The sequence below is a fragment of the Roseovarius sp. D22-M7 genome (assembly GCF_037083785.1).
In the GTDB taxonomy this organism is placed as follows: Bacteria; Pseudomonadota; Alphaproteobacteria; order Rhodobacterales; family Rhodobacteraceae; genus Roseovarius.
Genome location: NZ_JBAPKY010000047.1, coordinates 1 through 15,931, shown reverse-complemented (window position 1 = coordinate 15,931; position 15,931 = coordinate 1). Strand labels below are relative to the sequence as shown.

The 15,931-nt window shown below is 63.0% G+C and carries 18 protein-coding genes and 4 pseudogenes; 16 read left to right on the top strand and 6 right to left on the bottom strand.

Annotated features, from left to right (window positions below):
* Positions 1-139: 139 nt before the first annotated feature.
* From V8324_RS16840 to aat, 3 genes are read left to right on the top strand one after another with little or no spacing between them, the layout of a single operon-like run.
* On the top strand, positions 140-625 hold the full coding sequence (locus V8324_RS16840; RefSeq protein ID WP_336421084.1) for an acetyl-CoA carboxylase biotin carboxyl carrier protein: 486 nt from the start codon (positions 140-142) through the stop codon (positions 623-625).
* Positions 626-636: 11 nt separating this feature from the next.
* Complete coding sequence (accC, locus tag V8324_RS16835; RefSeq protein ID WP_336421083.1) at positions 637-1,986, top strand: acetyl-CoA carboxylase biotin carboxylase subunit; 1,350 nt, start codon at positions 637-639, stop codon at positions 1,984-1,986.
* Positions 1,987-1,988: 2 nt separating this feature from the next.
* Positions 1,989-2,636, top strand: coding sequence for a leucyl/phenylalanyl-tRNA--protein transferase (gene aat / locus V8324_RS16830; protein ID WP_336421082.1), 648 nt, complete (start codon positions 1,989-1,991; stop codon positions 2,634-2,636).
* On the opposite strand, the gene V8324_RS16825 is transcribed toward aat, so the two are convergent.
* From V8324_RS16825 to V8324_RS16815, 3 genes are read right to left on the bottom strand one after another with little or no spacing between them, the layout of a single operon-like run.
* Positions 2,597-2,956 carry a DUF2155 domain-containing protein gene (locus V8324_RS16825; protein WP_336421081.1) on the bottom strand — a complete coding sequence of 120 codons (360 nt, stop codon included), beginning with the start codon at positions 2,954-2,956 and terminating at the stop codon, positions 2,597-2,599. The two genes, aat and V8324_RS16825, sit on opposite strands and share 40 nt — an antisense overlap.
* Positions 2,953-3,408 (bottom strand): outer membrane lipid asymmetry maintenance protein MlaD, encoded by a 456-nt coding sequence (mlaD, locus tag V8324_RS16820; protein ID WP_336421080.1) that lies wholly within the window; start codon positions 3,406-3,408, stop codon positions 2,953-2,955. The genes V8324_RS16825 and mlaD overlap by 4 nt, the downstream gene beginning before the upstream one ends.
* Positions 3,409-3,419: 11 nt before the next feature.
* Positions 3,420-3,803, bottom strand: a complete 384-nt coding sequence (locus tag V8324_RS16815; RefSeq protein WP_336421079.1) for an NADH:ubiquinone oxidoreductase subunit NDUFA12 — start codon at positions 3,801-3,803, stop codon at positions 3,420-3,422.
* A gap of 172 nt (positions 3,804-3,975) precedes the next feature.
* Here V8324_RS16815 and V8324_RS16810 point away from each other — a divergent pair, with 172 nt between their 5' ends.
* Positions 3,976-4,323, top strand: a complete 348-nt coding sequence (locus tag V8324_RS16810; protein WP_336421078.1) for a hypothetical protein — start codon at positions 3,976-3,978, stop codon at positions 4,321-4,323.
* A 389-nt stretch (positions 4,324-4,712) separates the two neighbouring features.
* Here V8324_RS16810 and V8324_RS16805 read toward each other — a convergent pair.
* Positions 4,713-5,720, bottom strand: a pseudogene (locus V8324_RS16805) (IS110 family transposase).
* A gap of 142 nt (positions 5,721-5,862) precedes the next feature.
* On the opposite strand from V8324_RS16805, the gene V8324_RS16800 reads away from it, so the two are divergent.
* From V8324_RS16800 to V8324_RS16770, 7 genes are all read left to right on the top strand, one after another.
* A complete protein-coding gene (locus tag V8324_RS16800; RefSeq protein WP_442970560.1) occupies positions 5,863-6,909 on the top strand; it encodes an IS110 family transposase in 1,047 nt (348 codons plus the stop codon).
* Between the two features lie 512 nt (positions 6,910-7,421).
* On the top strand, positions 7,422-8,888 hold the full coding sequence (locus V8324_RS16795) for a B12-binding domain-containing radical SAM protein (protein WP_336421076.1): 1,467 nt from the start codon (positions 7,422-7,424) through the stop codon (positions 8,886-8,888).
* Positions 8,885-10,156 (top strand): nitric oxide synthase oxygenase, encoded by a 1,272-nt coding sequence (locus V8324_RS16790; RefSeq protein ID WP_336421075.1) that lies wholly within the window; start codon positions 8,885-8,887, stop codon positions 10,154-10,156. Before V8324_RS16795 ends, V8324_RS16790 begins: the two co-directional genes overlap by 4 nt.
* 59 nt (positions 10,157-10,215) lie before the next feature.
* The gene (locus V8324_RS16785) at positions 10,216-10,440 is read left to right on the top strand and encodes a hypothetical protein (protein WP_336421074.1); all 225 of its coding nucleotides are present in this window, start codon (positions 10,216-10,218) and stop codon (positions 10,438-10,440) included.
* 42 nt (positions 10,441-10,482) lie between these two features.
* Entirely contained in the window at positions 10,483-10,638 is a 156-nt protein-coding gene (locus V8324_RS16780) for a hypothetical protein (RefSeq protein ID WP_336421073.1), read from the top strand.
* A gap of 1 nt (position 10,639) precedes the next feature.
* Entirely contained in the window at positions 10,640-11,470 is an 831-nt protein-coding gene (locus V8324_RS16775; RefSeq protein ID WP_336421072.1) for a glycosyltransferase, read from the top strand.
* Positions 11,471-11,553: 83 nt separating this feature from the next.
* Positions 11,554-11,880 carry an acyltransferase gene (locus V8324_RS16770; RefSeq protein WP_336421071.1) on the top strand — a complete coding sequence of 109 codons (327 nt, stop codon included), beginning with the start codon at positions 11,554-11,556 and terminating at the stop codon, positions 11,878-11,880.
* Here V8324_RS16770 and V8324_RS16765 read toward each other — a convergent pair.
* The gene (locus tag V8324_RS16765; RefSeq protein WP_336421070.1) at positions 11,877-12,470 is read right to left on the bottom strand and encodes a hypothetical protein; all 594 of its coding nucleotides are present in this window, start codon (positions 12,468-12,470) and stop codon (positions 11,877-11,879) included. The genes V8324_RS16770 and V8324_RS16765 overlap by 4 nt on opposite strands.
* Before the next feature lie 454 nt (positions 12,471-12,924).
* Between V8324_RS16765 and V8324_RS16760 the strand changes: the two genes are divergently transcribed.
* The 3 genes and pseudogenes from V8324_RS16760 (at position 12,925) to tnpC (ending at position 15,230) form a co-directional block, all read left to right on the top strand.
* Complete coding sequence (locus V8324_RS16760; RefSeq protein WP_336421069.1) at positions 12,925-13,161, top strand: IS66 family insertion sequence element accessory protein TnpB; 237 nt, start codon at positions 12,925-12,927, stop codon at positions 13,159-13,161.
* A gap of 17 nt (positions 13,162-13,178) precedes the next feature.
* Positions 13,179-13,508 (top strand): IS66 family insertion sequence element accessory protein TnpB, encoded by a 330-nt coding sequence (tnpB, locus tag V8324_RS16755; RefSeq protein WP_336421068.1) that lies wholly within the window; start codon positions 13,179-13,181, stop codon positions 13,506-13,508.
* Positions 13,509-13,568: 60 nt separating this feature from the next.
* Positions 13,569-15,230: pseudogene (tnpC, locus tag V8324_RS16750) on the top strand (IS66 family transposase).
* A gap of 98 nt (positions 15,231-15,328) precedes the next feature.
* On the opposite strand, the pseudogene V8324_RS16745 reads toward tnpC, so the two are convergent.
* Positions 15,329-15,492, bottom strand: a pseudogene (locus V8324_RS16745) (IS5/IS1182 family transposase); the annotation flags it as partial.
* A gap of 4 nt (positions 15,493-15,496) precedes the next feature.
* On the opposite strand from V8324_RS16745, the pseudogene V8324_RS16740 reads away from it, so the two are divergent.
* Both V8324_RS16740 and V8324_RS16735 read left to right on the top strand, forming a co-directional pair.
* Positions 15,497-15,643 (top strand): annotated as a pseudogene (locus tag V8324_RS16740) (transposase domain-containing protein); the annotation flags it as partial.
* 100 nt (positions 15,644-15,743) lie between these two features.
* A partial coding sequence (locus V8324_RS16735; RefSeq protein ID WP_336421067.1) for an IS4/Tn5 family transposase DNA-binding protein occupies positions 15,744-15,931 on the top strand: 188 nt, incomplete at its 3' end.

Sequence of the window (15,931 nt, the reverse complement as noted above, 5' to 3'; positions counted from 1 at the left end):
AAGGGCGCGAAATTGGCCGCGGGCGGCAAGATGTCAACATAATGGCGGCTTTTCTAAGACCGCGCCTTGCCCTATACATCCTGTGAATAAAATGCGACGACGTCACCATGTGTCCGCGTCGCGATGGCCGAGGAATCAAATGTCGAACGAATCCCATGTATCGGACGTGGCCTTCATCAGGGCCCTTGCGGAATTGCTCAACGAGAACGACCTGACGGAATTGTCGGTCAAACGCGAATACGGCCAGGACGACACGCTCAACGTGCGGGTGAGCCGCCGGGGCGAGACCGTGACCACGCAGGTCAGCCCGCCTCCCGCGCCCGCCGCGCCGGAGCCCGCGCAGACAGCCGGGGCCGCCGCCGCGCCGTTGGGCGAGGATCCCGCAAGCCATCCCGGCGCGGTGACCTCGCCGATGGTCGGCAGCGTCTACATGCAGGCCGAGCCCGGCGCGCCGTCCTTCGTCAGCGTCGGCCAGCATGTGACCGAGGGCGACACGCTGCTGATCATCGAGGCGATGAAGACCATGAACCACATCCCCGCACCGCGCGGCGGCATCGTCACGCGGATCCTCGTCGAGGACGGCGCGGCGGTGGAATACGGCGCCCCGCTGATGATCATCGAATAGGGGCCGGACGCATGTTCGACAAGATCCTCATCGCCAACCGGGGCGAGATCGCCCTGCGGGTGATCCGCGCCGCCCGCGAGATGGGCATCCAGACGGTGGCCGTGCATTCCACCGCCGATGCCAACGCGATGCATGTGCGCATGGCCGACGAGTCGGTCTGCATCGGGCCGCCGCCCTCGGCCGACAGCTACCTGTCGATCCCGGCGATCATCGCCGCCTGCGAGGTGACCGGCGCGCAGGCCATTCATCCCGGCTATGGCTTCCTGTCCGAGAACGCCAATTTCGTGCAGATCGTCGAGGATCACGACCTTACCTTCATCGGCCCCTCGGCCGAGCATATCCGCGTCATGGGCGACAAGATCACTGCCAAGGAGACGATGAAGGCGCTGGGCGTGCCTTGCGTGCCCGGATCCGAGGGCGGGATCGCCGATCTCGACGCCGCCAGGGCGCTGTGCGAGGACACGGGGTATCCGGTGATCGTCAAGGCCACCGCCGGCGGCGGCGGGCGCGGCATGAAGGTGGCGCGCGGCCCCGAGGAGTTGGAGCGCGCCTGTCAGACCGCGCGGTCAGAGGCCAAGGCGGCGTTCGGCAACGAGGACGTCTATATCGAGAAATACCTCACCACCCCGCGCCATATCGAGGTGCAGGTCTTCGGCGACGGCAAGGGCCGCGCCGTGCATCTGGGCGAGCGCGACTGTTCGCTGCAGCGCCGCCACCAGAAGGTGCTCGAAGAGGCCCCCGGCCCGTCGATCACCCCCGAGGAGCGCGCGCGCATCGGGGCGATCTGCGCCGAGGCCTGTGCCAGCATCAACTATCGCGGTGCCGGCACGATCGAGTTTCTCTACGAGAACGGCGAGTTCTTCTTCATCGAGATGAACACCCGGCTGCAGGTCGAGCACCCGGTGACCGAGGCGATCTTCGGCGTCGATCTCGTGCAGGAACAGATCCGCGTGGCCGAGGGGCTGCCGATGTCGTTCACCCAGGAGGATCTGCGTATCAATGGCCATGCCATCGAGGTGCGCATCACGGCCGAGAAGCTGCCCGATTTCGCGCCGCGACCCGGCACGATCACACAGTTCCATGCGCCCGGCGGTCTTGGCGTGCGGATGGATTCGGCGCTTTACGACGGCTACAAGATCCCGCCCTATTATGACAGCCTGATCGCCAAGCTGATCGTGCACGGGGCCGACCGGCAGGGCGCGCTGACGCGTCTCGGGCGGGCGTTGGGCGAGCTGATCGTCGACGGCGTCGACACCACCGTGCCGCTTTTCCATGCGCTCCTGCAGGAAGAGGACATCCGCACCGGCAATTACAACATCCACTGGCTGGAACACTGGCTGGAAACCAACCTGCAAGCCTGACCATGGCCCCGGACCTGACCCCCGCGCTGTTGCTGCAGGCCTACGCGGCGGGGATCTTTCCGATGGCCGAGCATCGCGACGACCCCGACGTGTTCTGGGTCGATCCGCAATATCGCGGCATCCTGCCGCTCGACGAATTCCACGTCTCGCGCAGCCTCGCGCGGCGCATGCGGCGCGGGGCGTATGCCGCTTCGCTCAACGCCGATTTCGAGGGCGTGCTGCACGGCTGCGCAGACCGACCCGATACCTGGATCAGCGCCCCCATCCACGCGACCTACATGGCGCTGCACGAGATGGGCAACGCGCATTCGCTGGAAATCCGGCAGGACGGCCAGCTTGCCGGCGGCGTCTACGGTGTGGCGATAGGTGGGGCGTTCTTCGGCGAAAGCATGTTCTCGCGGCGCACCGACGCGTCGAAGCTGGCGCTGGCGCATCTGACAGATCACCTGTCACGCTGCGGCTTCGCGCTGTTCGACACGCAGTTCATCACCCCGCACCTGGCGCGGCTGGGCGGGCGCGAGATCCCACGCAATAGCTACCGCCGGTACCTGCATCATGCACTGGGGCTGGCGGTGGATATCGCCGATGTGCCGTTCGATCCCGACCCGCGTCAGGTCCTGCAGCGCAGGACCCAGACGTCGAAGCGGTGATGCTCCAAAGGGTTGAGTGCCGGCGACGAGGCCAGCATCCAGCCCGAGAAAATCCGCGCGTCGGTGCTCTCCTCGCGGATCGTCAGGAACGCGTAGGCGTCGCCGTCGGGGTTCTCGACCGGGACGCGGCACTCGTCCAGCCGCACGCGCAGCGGGCCGAATTCCGCGCTCTGGCCATTGCCCAGATCCAGCGTCTGCGTGTGCCCGTTGACCCGGTCGAGTCCGCGCAGCACCGCGCCTTCTGCAAGGGTCACGGGCTCTTGCGCGAGGCCGGTAACGGGCAGGGCGGCCACGAGACAGGCTGCCAGCGCACCCCTCATTCCGCGTCGCCCCCGTCGCCTGTCACGAATTTCGTCAACAGCCCGATCAGGCTGACGGAACTTTGCGTGAATTCGATCTCGTCGCCCGCGGCAAGGTTGAAGGGCGAGCCGCCCGGCTGGATTTCCACGTAATTTCCGCCCAGCAGACCCTCGGAAGAGATCGAGACGGCGCTGTCCTCGGGCACCTCGATTCCCTCCTCGACGGTGAACACGGTGCGGGCGCGGAACGTCTCGCGGTCGAGCGTGATATCGGCCACTCGGCCGATCTTGACACCGGCAAGGCGCACATCGGTGCCCACGCTGACACCGTCGATGCTGCGAAAGCTGGCGTTGAGCGTGTACTCGGCGCCGCCGCGGGTCAGCCCGGTGACCTGCCCCGCATAGACGAGGAAGCCGAGGGCAACCGCCAGCACGACGCCGCCGACGAGGATTTCGGTCTTGCTTTCGGTCATGTGCGGCGCCCCTATTCCGGGGTCCAGGCTTCGTAATCGCGCCGCTCGACCGGCTCGTCGCGGCGGATCGACCCGGCCGGCGCATAGGCCAGCGCGGTGCCGGTCAGGTTCTCGACATGCTCTTTTTCCCACGGCTTGCGCGCCAGCGGTTTCTCGGTCGGCGGCTCCTTGTAGGTGTGGTGCAGCCAGCCGTGCCAGTTGGCGTCGACGCGGCTCGCCTCGGCCTCGCCGTTAAAGATCACCCAGCGGCGCTTGCCGTCGCTTGTCTGGTAGAAGACGTTGCCCTGCGCGTCCTCGCCGACCCGCTCGCCGTAGCGCCAGGTGTAGAACTGCGTGTTCAACGTCTGCCCGTTCCACCAAGTGACGGTGCGCAGCAATGTGTCGAGAATACCCATCACGTCCTCCGGATTGGTCTGCGCAAGATATGGGGGATTTGGCGGCAAAGGTCCAGTGCCGCGTTGCGCGCCCAAGCGCGGCGATGTGCCGTGTCGAAAAACCGTTGCCGATGCGGCGGGGGCTGGATACGGATGTGACCACGGGTAACGGCGAACGACCAGGGATGCGGCCATGAAAAAGATCTTTCTTCTCAGCGTGATCCTGGGGCTTGCCGGCTGCGGCGGCGGGTCCGACCGCGGTGCGGGCCAGGTCCGGGCGGTGCAGCCGGTGGCCGCGGGGCCGCTCGCGACGGCCTGCCTGCAATCGGATCGCGCGGCGCGCTCGGCCGCGCTGTGCGGCTGCATCCAGGCGGTGGCCGACCGGACACTGAGCGGGTCCGAGCAGCGCCGCGCCGTGAGCTTCTACAAGGATCCCCATTCCGCACAGGAGATCCGCCAGTCCGACCGCGTCCGCGACCGCAGCTTCTGGCGCAGCTACACCGAATACGCCCTGCAGGCCGAGCGTGTCTGCACGGCCTAGTGGATGGATCGGCCGTGATAGGTGTGCTTGGTCTCACGCAGCAGGTAACGGAGGGGTCCGACTGAAAGCTCGAATGAGGGCTTTGAGATCAAACTACCCATCGAGATTTTCGCGGTTGCAGCACCGGAGGGTTCGACGTGACCGGCCCATTTGTATGTGTCGGCTGCTGTTCGCAATCGAGAATTTTGCACGATTTCGGAAATCGCTCATATGTATCCGGCCTGTTGATCGGCTCGCGGGCCGTGGCCTTGATGGGGTTACGCACGCGCCGTGGTCTCATTAGCTGCAAGGTCGATTTTGACCCAAAGGGCCGTCAGACTCCGGGGGCGTATTTTCTCCGTTCCATGCTGTCTTCTCTTTCGCGAACTCCTTGGTGGCCGTGGAAGGCGTCAGATCGCTTCCATGGCCGCGTCTCTTGGCGCATCGAACCGGGTGCCGTGCCGCAGATGGCTCCAGGCGGTTCGGGCGAGCTTGTTGGCGAGTGCGACAGCCGCCTTGTTGCGCGGCATACGGGCGACCGCCTCGGTCAGCTAGCCGCCGAAACTGAAGTCGGACCATCGGTCTGGGCGCATCATGATCACTTTCGCCGCCTGCACGAAGGTGCTGAATTGACGGGGCACCAGGCCAACCCAGGCTGCAAAATCGCGTCCCCGGTCGAATGCCTCGCCTTTGCCGACCGCCGCGACCATCGCCGTCGAGATCATCGGCCCGATGCCGGGGATCGTCATGATGTTGGCGCAGGTCTCTTCGGTGCGACCGATCTCTTCGATCTCGCCGGAGACATCCTCGATCCGCTTGTCCAGCCAGAGCCAGTCGCCGTAAAGCCCGATCAGGATACCGCGCATCCGGGGCGATATCTCATCCCGTCGCTGTTCGAGGATCGTCTCGAAGGAATTCTTCAGCGCCCGCAGCCCCGACCTGACGGTGATACCCTGCTCGATCAGGAAGGCCCGGATCTGGTTTATGGTCGCCGTGCGCCGCGACACCAGCCGTGCCCGGACCCGGTGCAAAGCCTGAAGGTCGAGCTGATCCTGGTCCTTCTCCGAAACGGTCCGAAGGTGGGGTCGCAACGCAGCTTCTGCGATCGCCTCGGCGTCGTTGTAGTCGTTCTTTTGCCCCTTATTGAACGGCGTCACGTAAATCGCCGGGATGATCCGCGGCTCGAACCCCATGCCCCGCAGCGTTCGGCTGACAAAATGGGCGCTGAGGCACGCCTCCATTCCCACGATGCAGCGTGGGAGTTGCTCGAAAGTGGCATTCAGGGCCAAGCGCTTGATCTGCTTGCGCATGACCAGTTGGCCGGAGCGGTCGAACCCGACCAGGTGAAACGTGTCCTTCCCGATGTCGATCCCGACAACGGCAAGGTCTTCGATGCTTCCTGTCTTCTTTGCACACATGGCTGCTTCTCCTTGTTGCACGGTTGATCCCGGTTAAGGATAACCCAACGGTGGGGGGGTGAAGCAGCCGGCACATCCCATGAGCGGATGAGGTGGATGGCTCCTGCTCCACCGGCATCAAACGTGCCAAGGTGCAGTTGTTATCGACTGCAAGGAAAGGAGCCACCCGAGGACAGTAAAGACCGTGGGCCTCGATTTGGCCAAGGATGTTTTTCAGGTGCACTGCGTTTCAGCCACCGGACGCCGGATCGTCAACAAAAAAATCAAACGCGCAAAACTGCTGGCGTTTTTTGAGACCCTGCCGCGTTGTATTGTCGGAATGGAGGCCTGCGGTTCGGCGCATCATTGGGGCCGCGAGCTGCGCAAGCTCGGCCACGACGTGCGCTTGATGCCTGCAGCCTACGTCAAACCCTATGTGAAGCGTGGCAAGACAGATGCGGCCGATGCTGAAGCGATCTGCGAAGCGGTGCGTCGCCCAACGATGCGGTTTGTCGAGATCAAGTCCGAAGACCAACAGGCTGTTCTCGCGATCCATCGCGCGCGGGATCTGGTCGTGCGCCAGCGCACCCAGGTCGTGAACATGATCCGCAGTATTCTGCGGGAGTTCGGGCATGTCTTGCCCACCGGTATTGAAGCGGTGTCCAAGTTTGCCCGTGAGCACGGCACCGAAGAACGCTTGGAAATACCTGAGATTGCAGAGCGCATTCTCGGGGTAATGTGTCACCAATTGAACGGCCTCAATGCTCGCATCGACGGGCTGACGAAGCTGATCGAACAGCACGCATGGCTGGACGCCGATGCACGACGATTGATGCGTATGCCCGGGATTGGCCCGATCACGGCTTCTGCCATCATCGCAACCATTGGAGATGCAAAACAGTTCAGGACCGGACGCGATCTGGCGGCGTGGCTGGGGCTGACACCCCTGAACAAGTCGAGTGGCGGAAAGGAACGTCTCGGGCGGATTACCAAGAAGGGTGACCGGTATATCAGAAAGCTATTGATCGTCGGAATGACATCGCGGGCGCTGATGGCGAAAAACAAACCGGAAAAAGCCGACACCTGGACCGCCAAGATGCTGGCCGAGAAACCATTCCGGCTCGCCTCCGTTGCCATGGCAAACAAATCCGCCCGGATCATCTGGGCGATACTGACAAAACGAGAGGAATACCGGCAGCCGGTCGCCTGATCGGATCAACCTGCCAAGAGATGCAAGACGCTTGATGTGATGATGCGAAACGAAGTCAACCAAAAGCAAGGACACTCCGATGAATGTCGCGGCCCTCAGAGGTCGTTGAGCCGATAGGAACCTTGCTTGCGGAACTCATCAGGGCCAGTGGCAACCGCCACGCAAACAGGCCGGACACACGACTGTACTGACAGACCGTCGCAATCACAAAAATCGCTTGCAATGAACGGGTCATCCACACAGGCCGTTCTGGTAGTCGGGGTCCATCACCAACTCGGCGCACGCTTGCGCACGACCACCGAGATACCTCCGCAGACCCTCACCCTCGAACCCTGCCAAGGACACGGGTTTACAGGGAAACGTTAAGTATGCTTCGCTCTCGGTTAATAGAGGTTAATTTGAAAGTGTGTTTAGTTGTGAACCGTCAGAGCCGAGAGTTGAAACCCGCGAGAACCGCAGAATCCAGATCGCACGAGGAAATAGGCAATGTGGGGTGCCACGCCGCGAGCAGTTTGAATATCCTGATCATCGATCTGAACAACTTCGCCAGCTTTCCGACGCTTGCCATAGGTCTTCTGACCGCGTCCTTGCGGGATCGTGGACATGGCGTAGAGGTCTTGTGCCCGCTGGCCTTTGATGCGCCTGCGACGATGCGTGAACGGCGCGAGTGGATCGGAGATCATATTCTGCGCCGCATACACTTGACTGACTGGACCCCCGCGCTCGCAATGCGGGATCTGGCCCGTCGTTTACGTGAACGTCGTATCGAGCGTCCGCATTCTACCGTTTTGCGCGAGGCGAGACGCGCGCTCGACCGCAAACCCGACGCGGTGCTTCTTTCGGCCTATTTGCAGCACCGTACGACGGTCGGCGAAATTGGGCGCATGGCAGCGGCGCGCGGTGTGCCGGTCATACTGGGCGGCCCGATGTTCAATCTTTCTGACGTCGCCACTGCCTGGAAAGATCTGCCGGGACTGTCCGCGATCGTCGGCGCAGAGGTTGATCGCGATCTTCCCGACATCGTGAAGGCGCTGCACGAAGGCGATGATCTTATTCAATTCAAAGGGGTAACCCTGCCTGACGGGAAAGCATCCGCACCAGCGGCTCCGCTACGGCAGCTTGATCGGTCGCCCGTGCCTGACTTCACCGATTTCCCATGGGATCGCTATCCCGTACGGATCATCCCGGTCATGACGGGGCGAGGTTGTCAGTGGGACAAGTGTCTCTTCTGCTCGGATGTAATCTCTGCATCGGGGCGTACATTTCGCACCCGCAGTGTCGAGAACGTGCTTCTGGAACTCGAGGAACAGGCCCGGCGGGATGACACCACGAACTTCCTGTTTCTGGATCTCAAGCTCAACTCATGGCCCGAGATGCTGCGCGGGATCGGACGGAATATCGGCGGGTATGTGCGGGGCGCCGAATGGATCGGCACCGTTCATGTCGACCAACGCAAGGACAACGGATTGTCTCGCGCCGACCTCGAGGCCGCGGCCGAAGGCGGCATGCGGCGCATTTCCTTCGGGCTTGAAAGCGGCAGCCAACACCTGCTCGACGCCATGCGCAAGGGATCTGCTGTAGAGGGCAATTCGCGTTTCATCCGCGACGCCCACGCCGCCGGCTTGTCGGTCCGCTGTACCATGTTCAAGGGGTTTCCGGGGGAAACCGCCGCCGACATGGAGGCAACCGCGGACTTTCTCGAAGCCCATGCCGAGTTTCTCGGGCGCGTGCATTTCAACGATTTCACCCTGCACACCGGCACGCCGATCTGGAAGGCCATGCAGAACAAAGCCGGTGACGACCGGCTGCCCTTGGAAATTCGAGAGGATCGAAACGCGCGCGCGCGCTCTGAATACCGATACCGCTCGCCGCCTGATCGCTCCTACCGCCGCGCGAAAGCCCGGGCGCTTGCGGTGGTCCATCAGATAAACCGGCAACCCCTCTCGGATGCGGCACGTCAGTTCGATGGTTTGATGTGAAACGCAAGATCAAAGCCATGTTCGGGCGCGCGGATGCCACGACCGGCAGCGCCCTGGCGCGCCGCATCAGACGTCTTTCGGCGCTTGAGAGATCCGAGGAAGCGCGCGCATTCCTCGATGCCTACCATGATGCCGCTGGCCATGGCCGTGCCTTGCGCCAACGACGTTGGGCCGAGGTGCGGCGCGACTTGAGGAAGCGGGGGCATTACGACCACAATCCGGAAGAGCTTGCCTTCGGTGCGCGCCTCGCATGGCGCAATACCGGTCGATGCATCGGCAGGCTTCCGTGGGAAAGCCTCGAGGTCGCCGATTGTCGCGAGATTGCAGGCCCGGACGTCATTGCGGCGCGCATGTCGGACCACCTGCGAGAGGCTGATTCTGGCGGAGGCATCCGATCCCTCATCTCGGTCTTTGCACCTGTCAAAGGAACTGATCTGCCCGGTTGGATCGAGAGCTCGCAAATCGTGCGATACGCCTGTCACCATCTTTCCGACGGCACGATCATAGGCGATCGACAAAACGCCGAGGCGACCCGACTGGCGCGATCCATGGGGTGGCAACCGGATGACGAACGGGGAGCATTTGATCTGCTGCCCTACTTCGTTCGAGATTCGAACGACCGGCGGGTCATGATAGAGCCGCCCCGTGATCACATCCGCGAAATCGACATCGAGCATCCCGTCAGGTCAGGGCTCTCCACGCTCGGCCTTCGCTGGTACGCAGTCCCCTTGGTCAGCGACATGATCTTGACGATCGGCGGAATCGACTATCCGTGCGCACCTTTCAACGGCTTCTACATGTGCACCGAGATTGCCTCTCGAAACTTCGCGGATGTGCAACGCTACAACCTGTTGCCACAGATTGCCCGGGCGCTCGCGATCGACACCACGACACCTTTCTGGCGCGATGAGTCCTTGACCGAACTAAACCGCGCGGTCCTGCATTCCTTTCAGAAGGCAAAAGCGACGATCGTCGATCATCACAGGGCGTCTGAACAGTTCATGACCTTTCACCAGCGCGAGCAAGCGCGCGGACGGCGCGTCGCGGCGGACTGGCGATGGATCGTCCCACCCCAGGCCGCGGCCGCTTGCGAGGTCTTCCACTTGAAAATGCGAAACTTTCACCCAGTGCCGAACTTCTATCGGGACCGCGGAATGGACGGGTTGCGTTTGATGCCATGGTATGGAGACCGCTATCGCAGACGCCCGGCCATCTGGGCCGACCGGGTGACACGTCGCTGGAAGATCTGGAAGCGGATGGCATGGTAGAGAAGAGCGATCCTGATGTCGAAATCCGGTCGTTGCGACAGGAACTCAAGCTGCGCATCATGCTGCAGAACCTGCTGTTGCAGGGGCTTTTGGTGATCTTCGCCGTGTTAGGCGCCGGCGCGGCGTTCCAGCCCGAGGCGTCTGCCGCACTGTGCCTCGTGTTTCAATGCGTGATGCTTGCCGCGGCGCTGCAGTGGTGTCATCACGGGATTCGCACGGCTCAGATCAAGGCATTTCTGCAAGAGATCAATCCGGATGACGCGCATGGCAAATGGGAAACCTGATTGCCGGCACACCGCCCTGCCGCATTACTCGGGTCACGCTGGATGGTTTCGACCAAGGGCGTGTTTCTCGGCCTCGGGGCAGTGATGCTGCTGCTCGGTCCGGGCTTGTCACCAGAAATCGTTGTTCTGCCCTTGCTGGCTTCTCTGATGGTCTGGACCACCGCTGCAGCCTTCCTGTTCACGAATCCTAAGGAATAGTATGAGCACGCCCCCTTTCGGCCTCGTGATCCCTGTCCGCAACGAAGCTGCCGCGTTGAGCGAAACTCTCCCTGCCCTTCTTTCTGAAATGAAAGGTCTGCCGGCACGCCCGGTCTGGGTGTGCAACGGCTGTATCGATGAGAGCGTGCAAGTGATCCGTACCCTTGCCGGACGGGACGCGGAAATCATCGAGCTTTCACGGCCGGGAAAAACCGGAGCCCTGCAAGCCGGAGATGATACCATGGATGGGTTGTTTCCGCGATTTTACCTCGATGCCGATATCATCCTCTCGCCCGGTGCCCTTCCTGCGTTGCTCCGCCCATTGGTCGATGGTCGGGCAGATCTCGTAGCGGCACGGCGAATCCATGCCGCAAATTGTGTGTCGGCTCTTTCTGCTGCAATGGCGCGAACATGGGACGCGTTACCGTATGCGCGACAGGGGTTCGGCGGAGTCGTCGGCGTGTCAGAAGCCGGGCGCACCTCTTGGGAACGCTGGCCGGACATACTGGGCGATGATATCTTCATGGCAGCCAGCATTGCGCCGCATCGCCGCGTGATGGTGCCACAGGTGACCGCCAGCACGCGCCCGCCTGCAGATTTCACTGGCTGGGTCAGGATGCGCGCGCGCTGGTTGCAGGGTGAGGCAGAGCTGCGCGGGCTAGGGCTGGAGGCTCCCAAGGTTGCGGGGCAACGCAACGCGCTTTTGCGGAGAATGCTGACACCTTCTATCGCTCCTGGCGCTGTTGCTTTTGCGGCGGCGCGGCTGCTCGCGCCGCTGGCGCGCGACCGCGCGGCTTCCGGCTGGCACCCGGACCGAAACGGCTGGTCATGAGCCGCGATCTCAAGCACGGCGCGTCCCCGGATCTCCCCGGGACCGGGTTTCGGGTTGAGCGTTCGGGAAAGAGGCTGACGCGGATGGAAAGTCTCTGGCGCCTTGTCACGTCCATAGTTGATCCACGCGCATGGGACCATTTGTTGAAATTGGTCAACTATTACAACTACGCCAACGTGCAGCCACGCCGCGCCATGACGATCGGCGCGGGAACTCGGTTCAGTCCGACTGCAACCTTTGCATATGGTCATCGGGTAAGGCTGGGGGAGCGCGTCCTCGTCGGAGAGAATACGCGCCTGTGGGCCGGTCCGGAACACGCACGCATCATCGTTGGAGAAGATACGATCCTCGGGCCGAACGTGTTGGTGACGGCTGCAAATTACCGTTTCAACGACGGCGCGCCGATTTAAGCGCAGCGCAGGGATGCCGCCGACATCGTGATTGGAAAAGACGTCTGGATAGGCGCTGGGGCGAGCATTCTTGCCGGGGTGCACATCAGATAAGGCGCTGTGATAGCAGGAGGGTCTGTTGTCACGCACGATGTGGATACTGGCGAGATTGTTGCTGGTCTGCCCTCCCGCGGCATTGGAACGCGGAAGCCCTCGCGTTGACGTGGAATGAACCGAAAAATGCTGGGAACGAACAGCGTCGATGATTTGACTATAAGATCATCTCTAGTTATCAAATCAGGTGGAATGACGCCTTCGGCGATAGCGCTGAAAGCGCTGTAGCGATAGTCTGCCTTTGAGCACTGCTTGCCGATTTCCCGGTATGCCTCAAAAATTCCGAGGAAGGTCTTGACCAGGTGCCGCCACTTGCAGGTGTCGCTGTCGAAGCCCGCCGGGAAGCGGCGGTTGGATTTGGGCGGGATGACCGCCTCGATCAGCGCGCCGCGCAGCCAGTTCGCATCGAAAGCCCGGTCTGCAGGCAACTGGCCGCAGTTCGGGCCCGTTATCAACGCGGCAGTGCCAAGCAGGTCGCGGGCCTGCCCGGGCAGCAAGCGAGAGTCGGTCAGGTTGCCGAGCGCGTCAGCCAGCCCCGTGTGCAGCCCGTCCGAACCACCCAGAGCACCGCGTCCACCACCAGCCGGGTATCAGGCCCGGTGCGGCCGTGGTCACATTCCCGGCCAGGACAGTGCGAGGCAATGATTGCCCATAGCCTGACTGTCAACGTCATGCGGATCAAGTCTAACTCCCATCTGGTGAGAAACGCTTGAAATTTGGTGATCCGTAACGCTACGGCGAGGGTCGTCTGACGCCGCTGGGGCGGCGGTGATAGGTCCGAGCTTATGGCCGAGCTAATGTTCAGACCCGAGATCGAAGTTCTTTCTGCCGCCGATGGTGTGCGGCGCCGTCGCTGGAGCGAGGCGGAGAAGCTGCGGATCGTCGAGGAGAGTTTTCCTGGGCCCCGAGGCAAGTGCGACCGCGAGGCGGCATGGCATCTCACGCTCGCTAATGACCACATGGCGGCGGCAATATCGGAATGGCGACCTCGGGGGTTGCCCGCCGCCGCCGTTCACGTCGCTGGCGCTCACGGCTGATACGCAAGAGGCTGCTCCTGAAGCCCCGACGCTGTCGGCTGCTGAGGACAAGGTGGAGATCGCGCTGGGGAACGGACGCCGCATGGCGGTGCCAGTCCATATCGATCCCACGGTGCTGGCGCGGTTGCTACCGGTGGTCGACGGACACTGATCGTCTTCCCGGCGGGGGTGCGCGTCTGGATCGCGGGCGGGGTCACCGACATGTGCCGCGCGATGAACACCCTGGCACTGCAGGTTCAGGAGGGGCTGGGGCGTGATCCCCATGCCGGCGAGATCTTCTGTTTCCGTGGGTGCAAGGGCGACCTGGTCAAGCTGCTCTGGCACGACGGGGTCGGCATGTCGCTCTACACCAAGCGGCTCGAGGCGGGGAAGTTCATCTGGCCCGTCAGCCGCAGCGGGGAGGCCGTGCAGGTCTCGGCAGCCCAGTTCGGGTGTCTTCTCGTGGGGATCGACCGGCGCCACCCGCGCTGGACACAACACCCTGCAAAAACGGGATAAATCTGGCCCGCGAGACTTGTTTTCATGGGCGTTTCGAGGCCCCTGTCGCAGTCTTTCACCATGAAGGACACATCCTTCGAGATCGCCAGTTTACGTGCCGCGCTCGCGGCCTTGGAGGCCCGTGCCGAAGCCGCCGAGAGCGAACTGGCGCAGGCCCGGGCGGTGGTCTCGACCTCCGGGGCGATGATCAAGCATCTCAAGCCGGAGATCGCCAAGCTGCGGCGGGAACAGTACGGCCGGAGCTCTGCGCGCCGCGCGCATCTGATCGACCGGATGGAGTTGCAGCTCGAGGAGCTGGAGGCTGCGGCCACCGAGGACGAGCTCGCGGCCGAGATGGTGGCAAGGACCACCTCCGTTGTGGGCTTCCAGCGCCGGCGTCCGGCCCGCAAACCCTTCCCGGAGCATCTGCCGCGGGAACGGGTCGTGGTCGAGGCACCATCGGCCTGTTCATGCTGTGGCTCCGACCGCATCGTGAAGATGGGCGAGGACGGCGAGCCATTGTGCGCCAATGGTTCGCGGACAATGGCGAGCGAGACGCTGGAAGTCATTCCGTGACGCTGGAAGGTCATTCAGACCGTCCGCGAGAAGTTCACTTGCCGCTCTTGCGAGACGATCAGCCAGGCGCCGGCGCCGTTTCATCCGACATCGCGCAGCTGGGCCGGGCCGAACCTCTTGGCGACGATCCTGTTCGAGAAGTTCGGCCAGCATCAGCCCCTGAACCGGCAGGCCGAACGCTATGCCCGGGAAGGGGTCGATCTCAGCCTGTCGACCCTGGCTGACCAGGTCGGCGCCTGTGTCGCCGCGCTCGAGCCGCTCCACCTGCTGATCCGCGACCATGTCCCGGGGGTCTCCCGGCTGCACGGCGATGATACGACGATGCCGATTCTGGCGAAGGGCGGGACGCGCACAGCACGGCTCTGGACCTATGTCCGCGACGACCGTCCGTTTGCGGTCGGTGCGCCGCCGGCGGCGCTGTTCTACTTCTCCGGGGACAGGGAGATGGCCCACCCCAACCGGCATCTCGCGGGATGGCAGGGCATCCTGCAAGCTGATGCCTATGGCGGATACAACGATCTCTATCGATGCGACCGGGACCCCGGCCCGGTGAGCAGCGCACTCTGCTGGAGCCACGCCCGTCGGAAGTTCTTCGAGCTTGCCGACATCAAGGATAAGGCCCGCAAGAGAAAGCCGGTCCACGACATCTCGCCCGTCGCGTTGAAGGCGGTGGCGAGGATCGACGCCCTCTTCGACATCGAACGACAGATCAACGGCCTCGATGCCGGATCGCGGCTTGAAGTCCGACAAATTCGCTCACGCCCTCTGGTCGATGACCTTCACGACTGGATGCACGCCGAACCGGGCACCATGTCGAAGCACAATCCGGTGGCCCAGGCGATCACCTACATGTTCAAAAAGGACCGCTGGGAGGCCTTCACCCGCTTCCTCGAAGATGGCCGGATCTGCCTGACGAACAATGCGGCCGAGCGAGCGCTGCGCGGCGTGGCTCTCGGCCGGAAGTCATGGCTCTTCGCCGGCTCCGAGCGCGGTAGTGAGCGCGCTGCCTTCATGTATTCCCTGATCGTCACCGCGAAGATGAACGACACCGACCCGCAGGCATGGCTGCCGGACGTCCTCGACCGACTGCCTGACACAACCGCTTCTCATGTGCCGAAGCTGCTCCCTTGGAACTGGAAAGCCGCGGAGCACAGCCAAGTCGCATGACCGCGGCCTNCGGTAGCGGGCGGGGGATGGCTTGCTCATACAGCCCGTGTAACCGCATGGATTCACGATGTGAATCGTCAACAGTCAAAGTTGTGCAACAACGCCGTGTTCATGCCGCCTTTGGTGCGCCCGATCAGGCGCCCACGCCCCCCTTTTTCACGCCCATGCTGGTCGCGGTGCGGTGGGCCTCGAGATAGGTCGCGTCGATCATGACGGTCTTCTCTTCGCGGTGTTCGGCGGCCAGGCCGGCCATGATCCGGGCGNCCCTGATCGTCACCGCGAAGATGAACGACACCGACCCGCAGGCATGGCTGCCGGACGTCCTCGACCGACTGCCTGACACAACCGCTTCTCATGTGCCGAAGCTGCTCCCTTGGAACTGGAAAGCCGCGGAGCACAGCCAAGTCGCATGACCGCGGCCTACAACGGCTTGCAGTTACCCACAAGTCGTGTGGCAACTTGAATCACCTACCAGACTTGGCATTGCTGGCTTCGATACGATCGTGATTCGTCATGGTGCACCGAACGGATCGAGGTGCAGGCATCGGGCAGAGTTGGGTGGAAAAAGAAACCGCCGGGTGTGATCTGGGGGACGACCGGTTGAACCGGCGCCTTGGGACGATGCTTGAGGCTCTTGGAGAGCGGCCGGGGAAATCGCTGCCCACGGCGTTTCAGGACTGGTCGAATACCAAGGCGGCCTA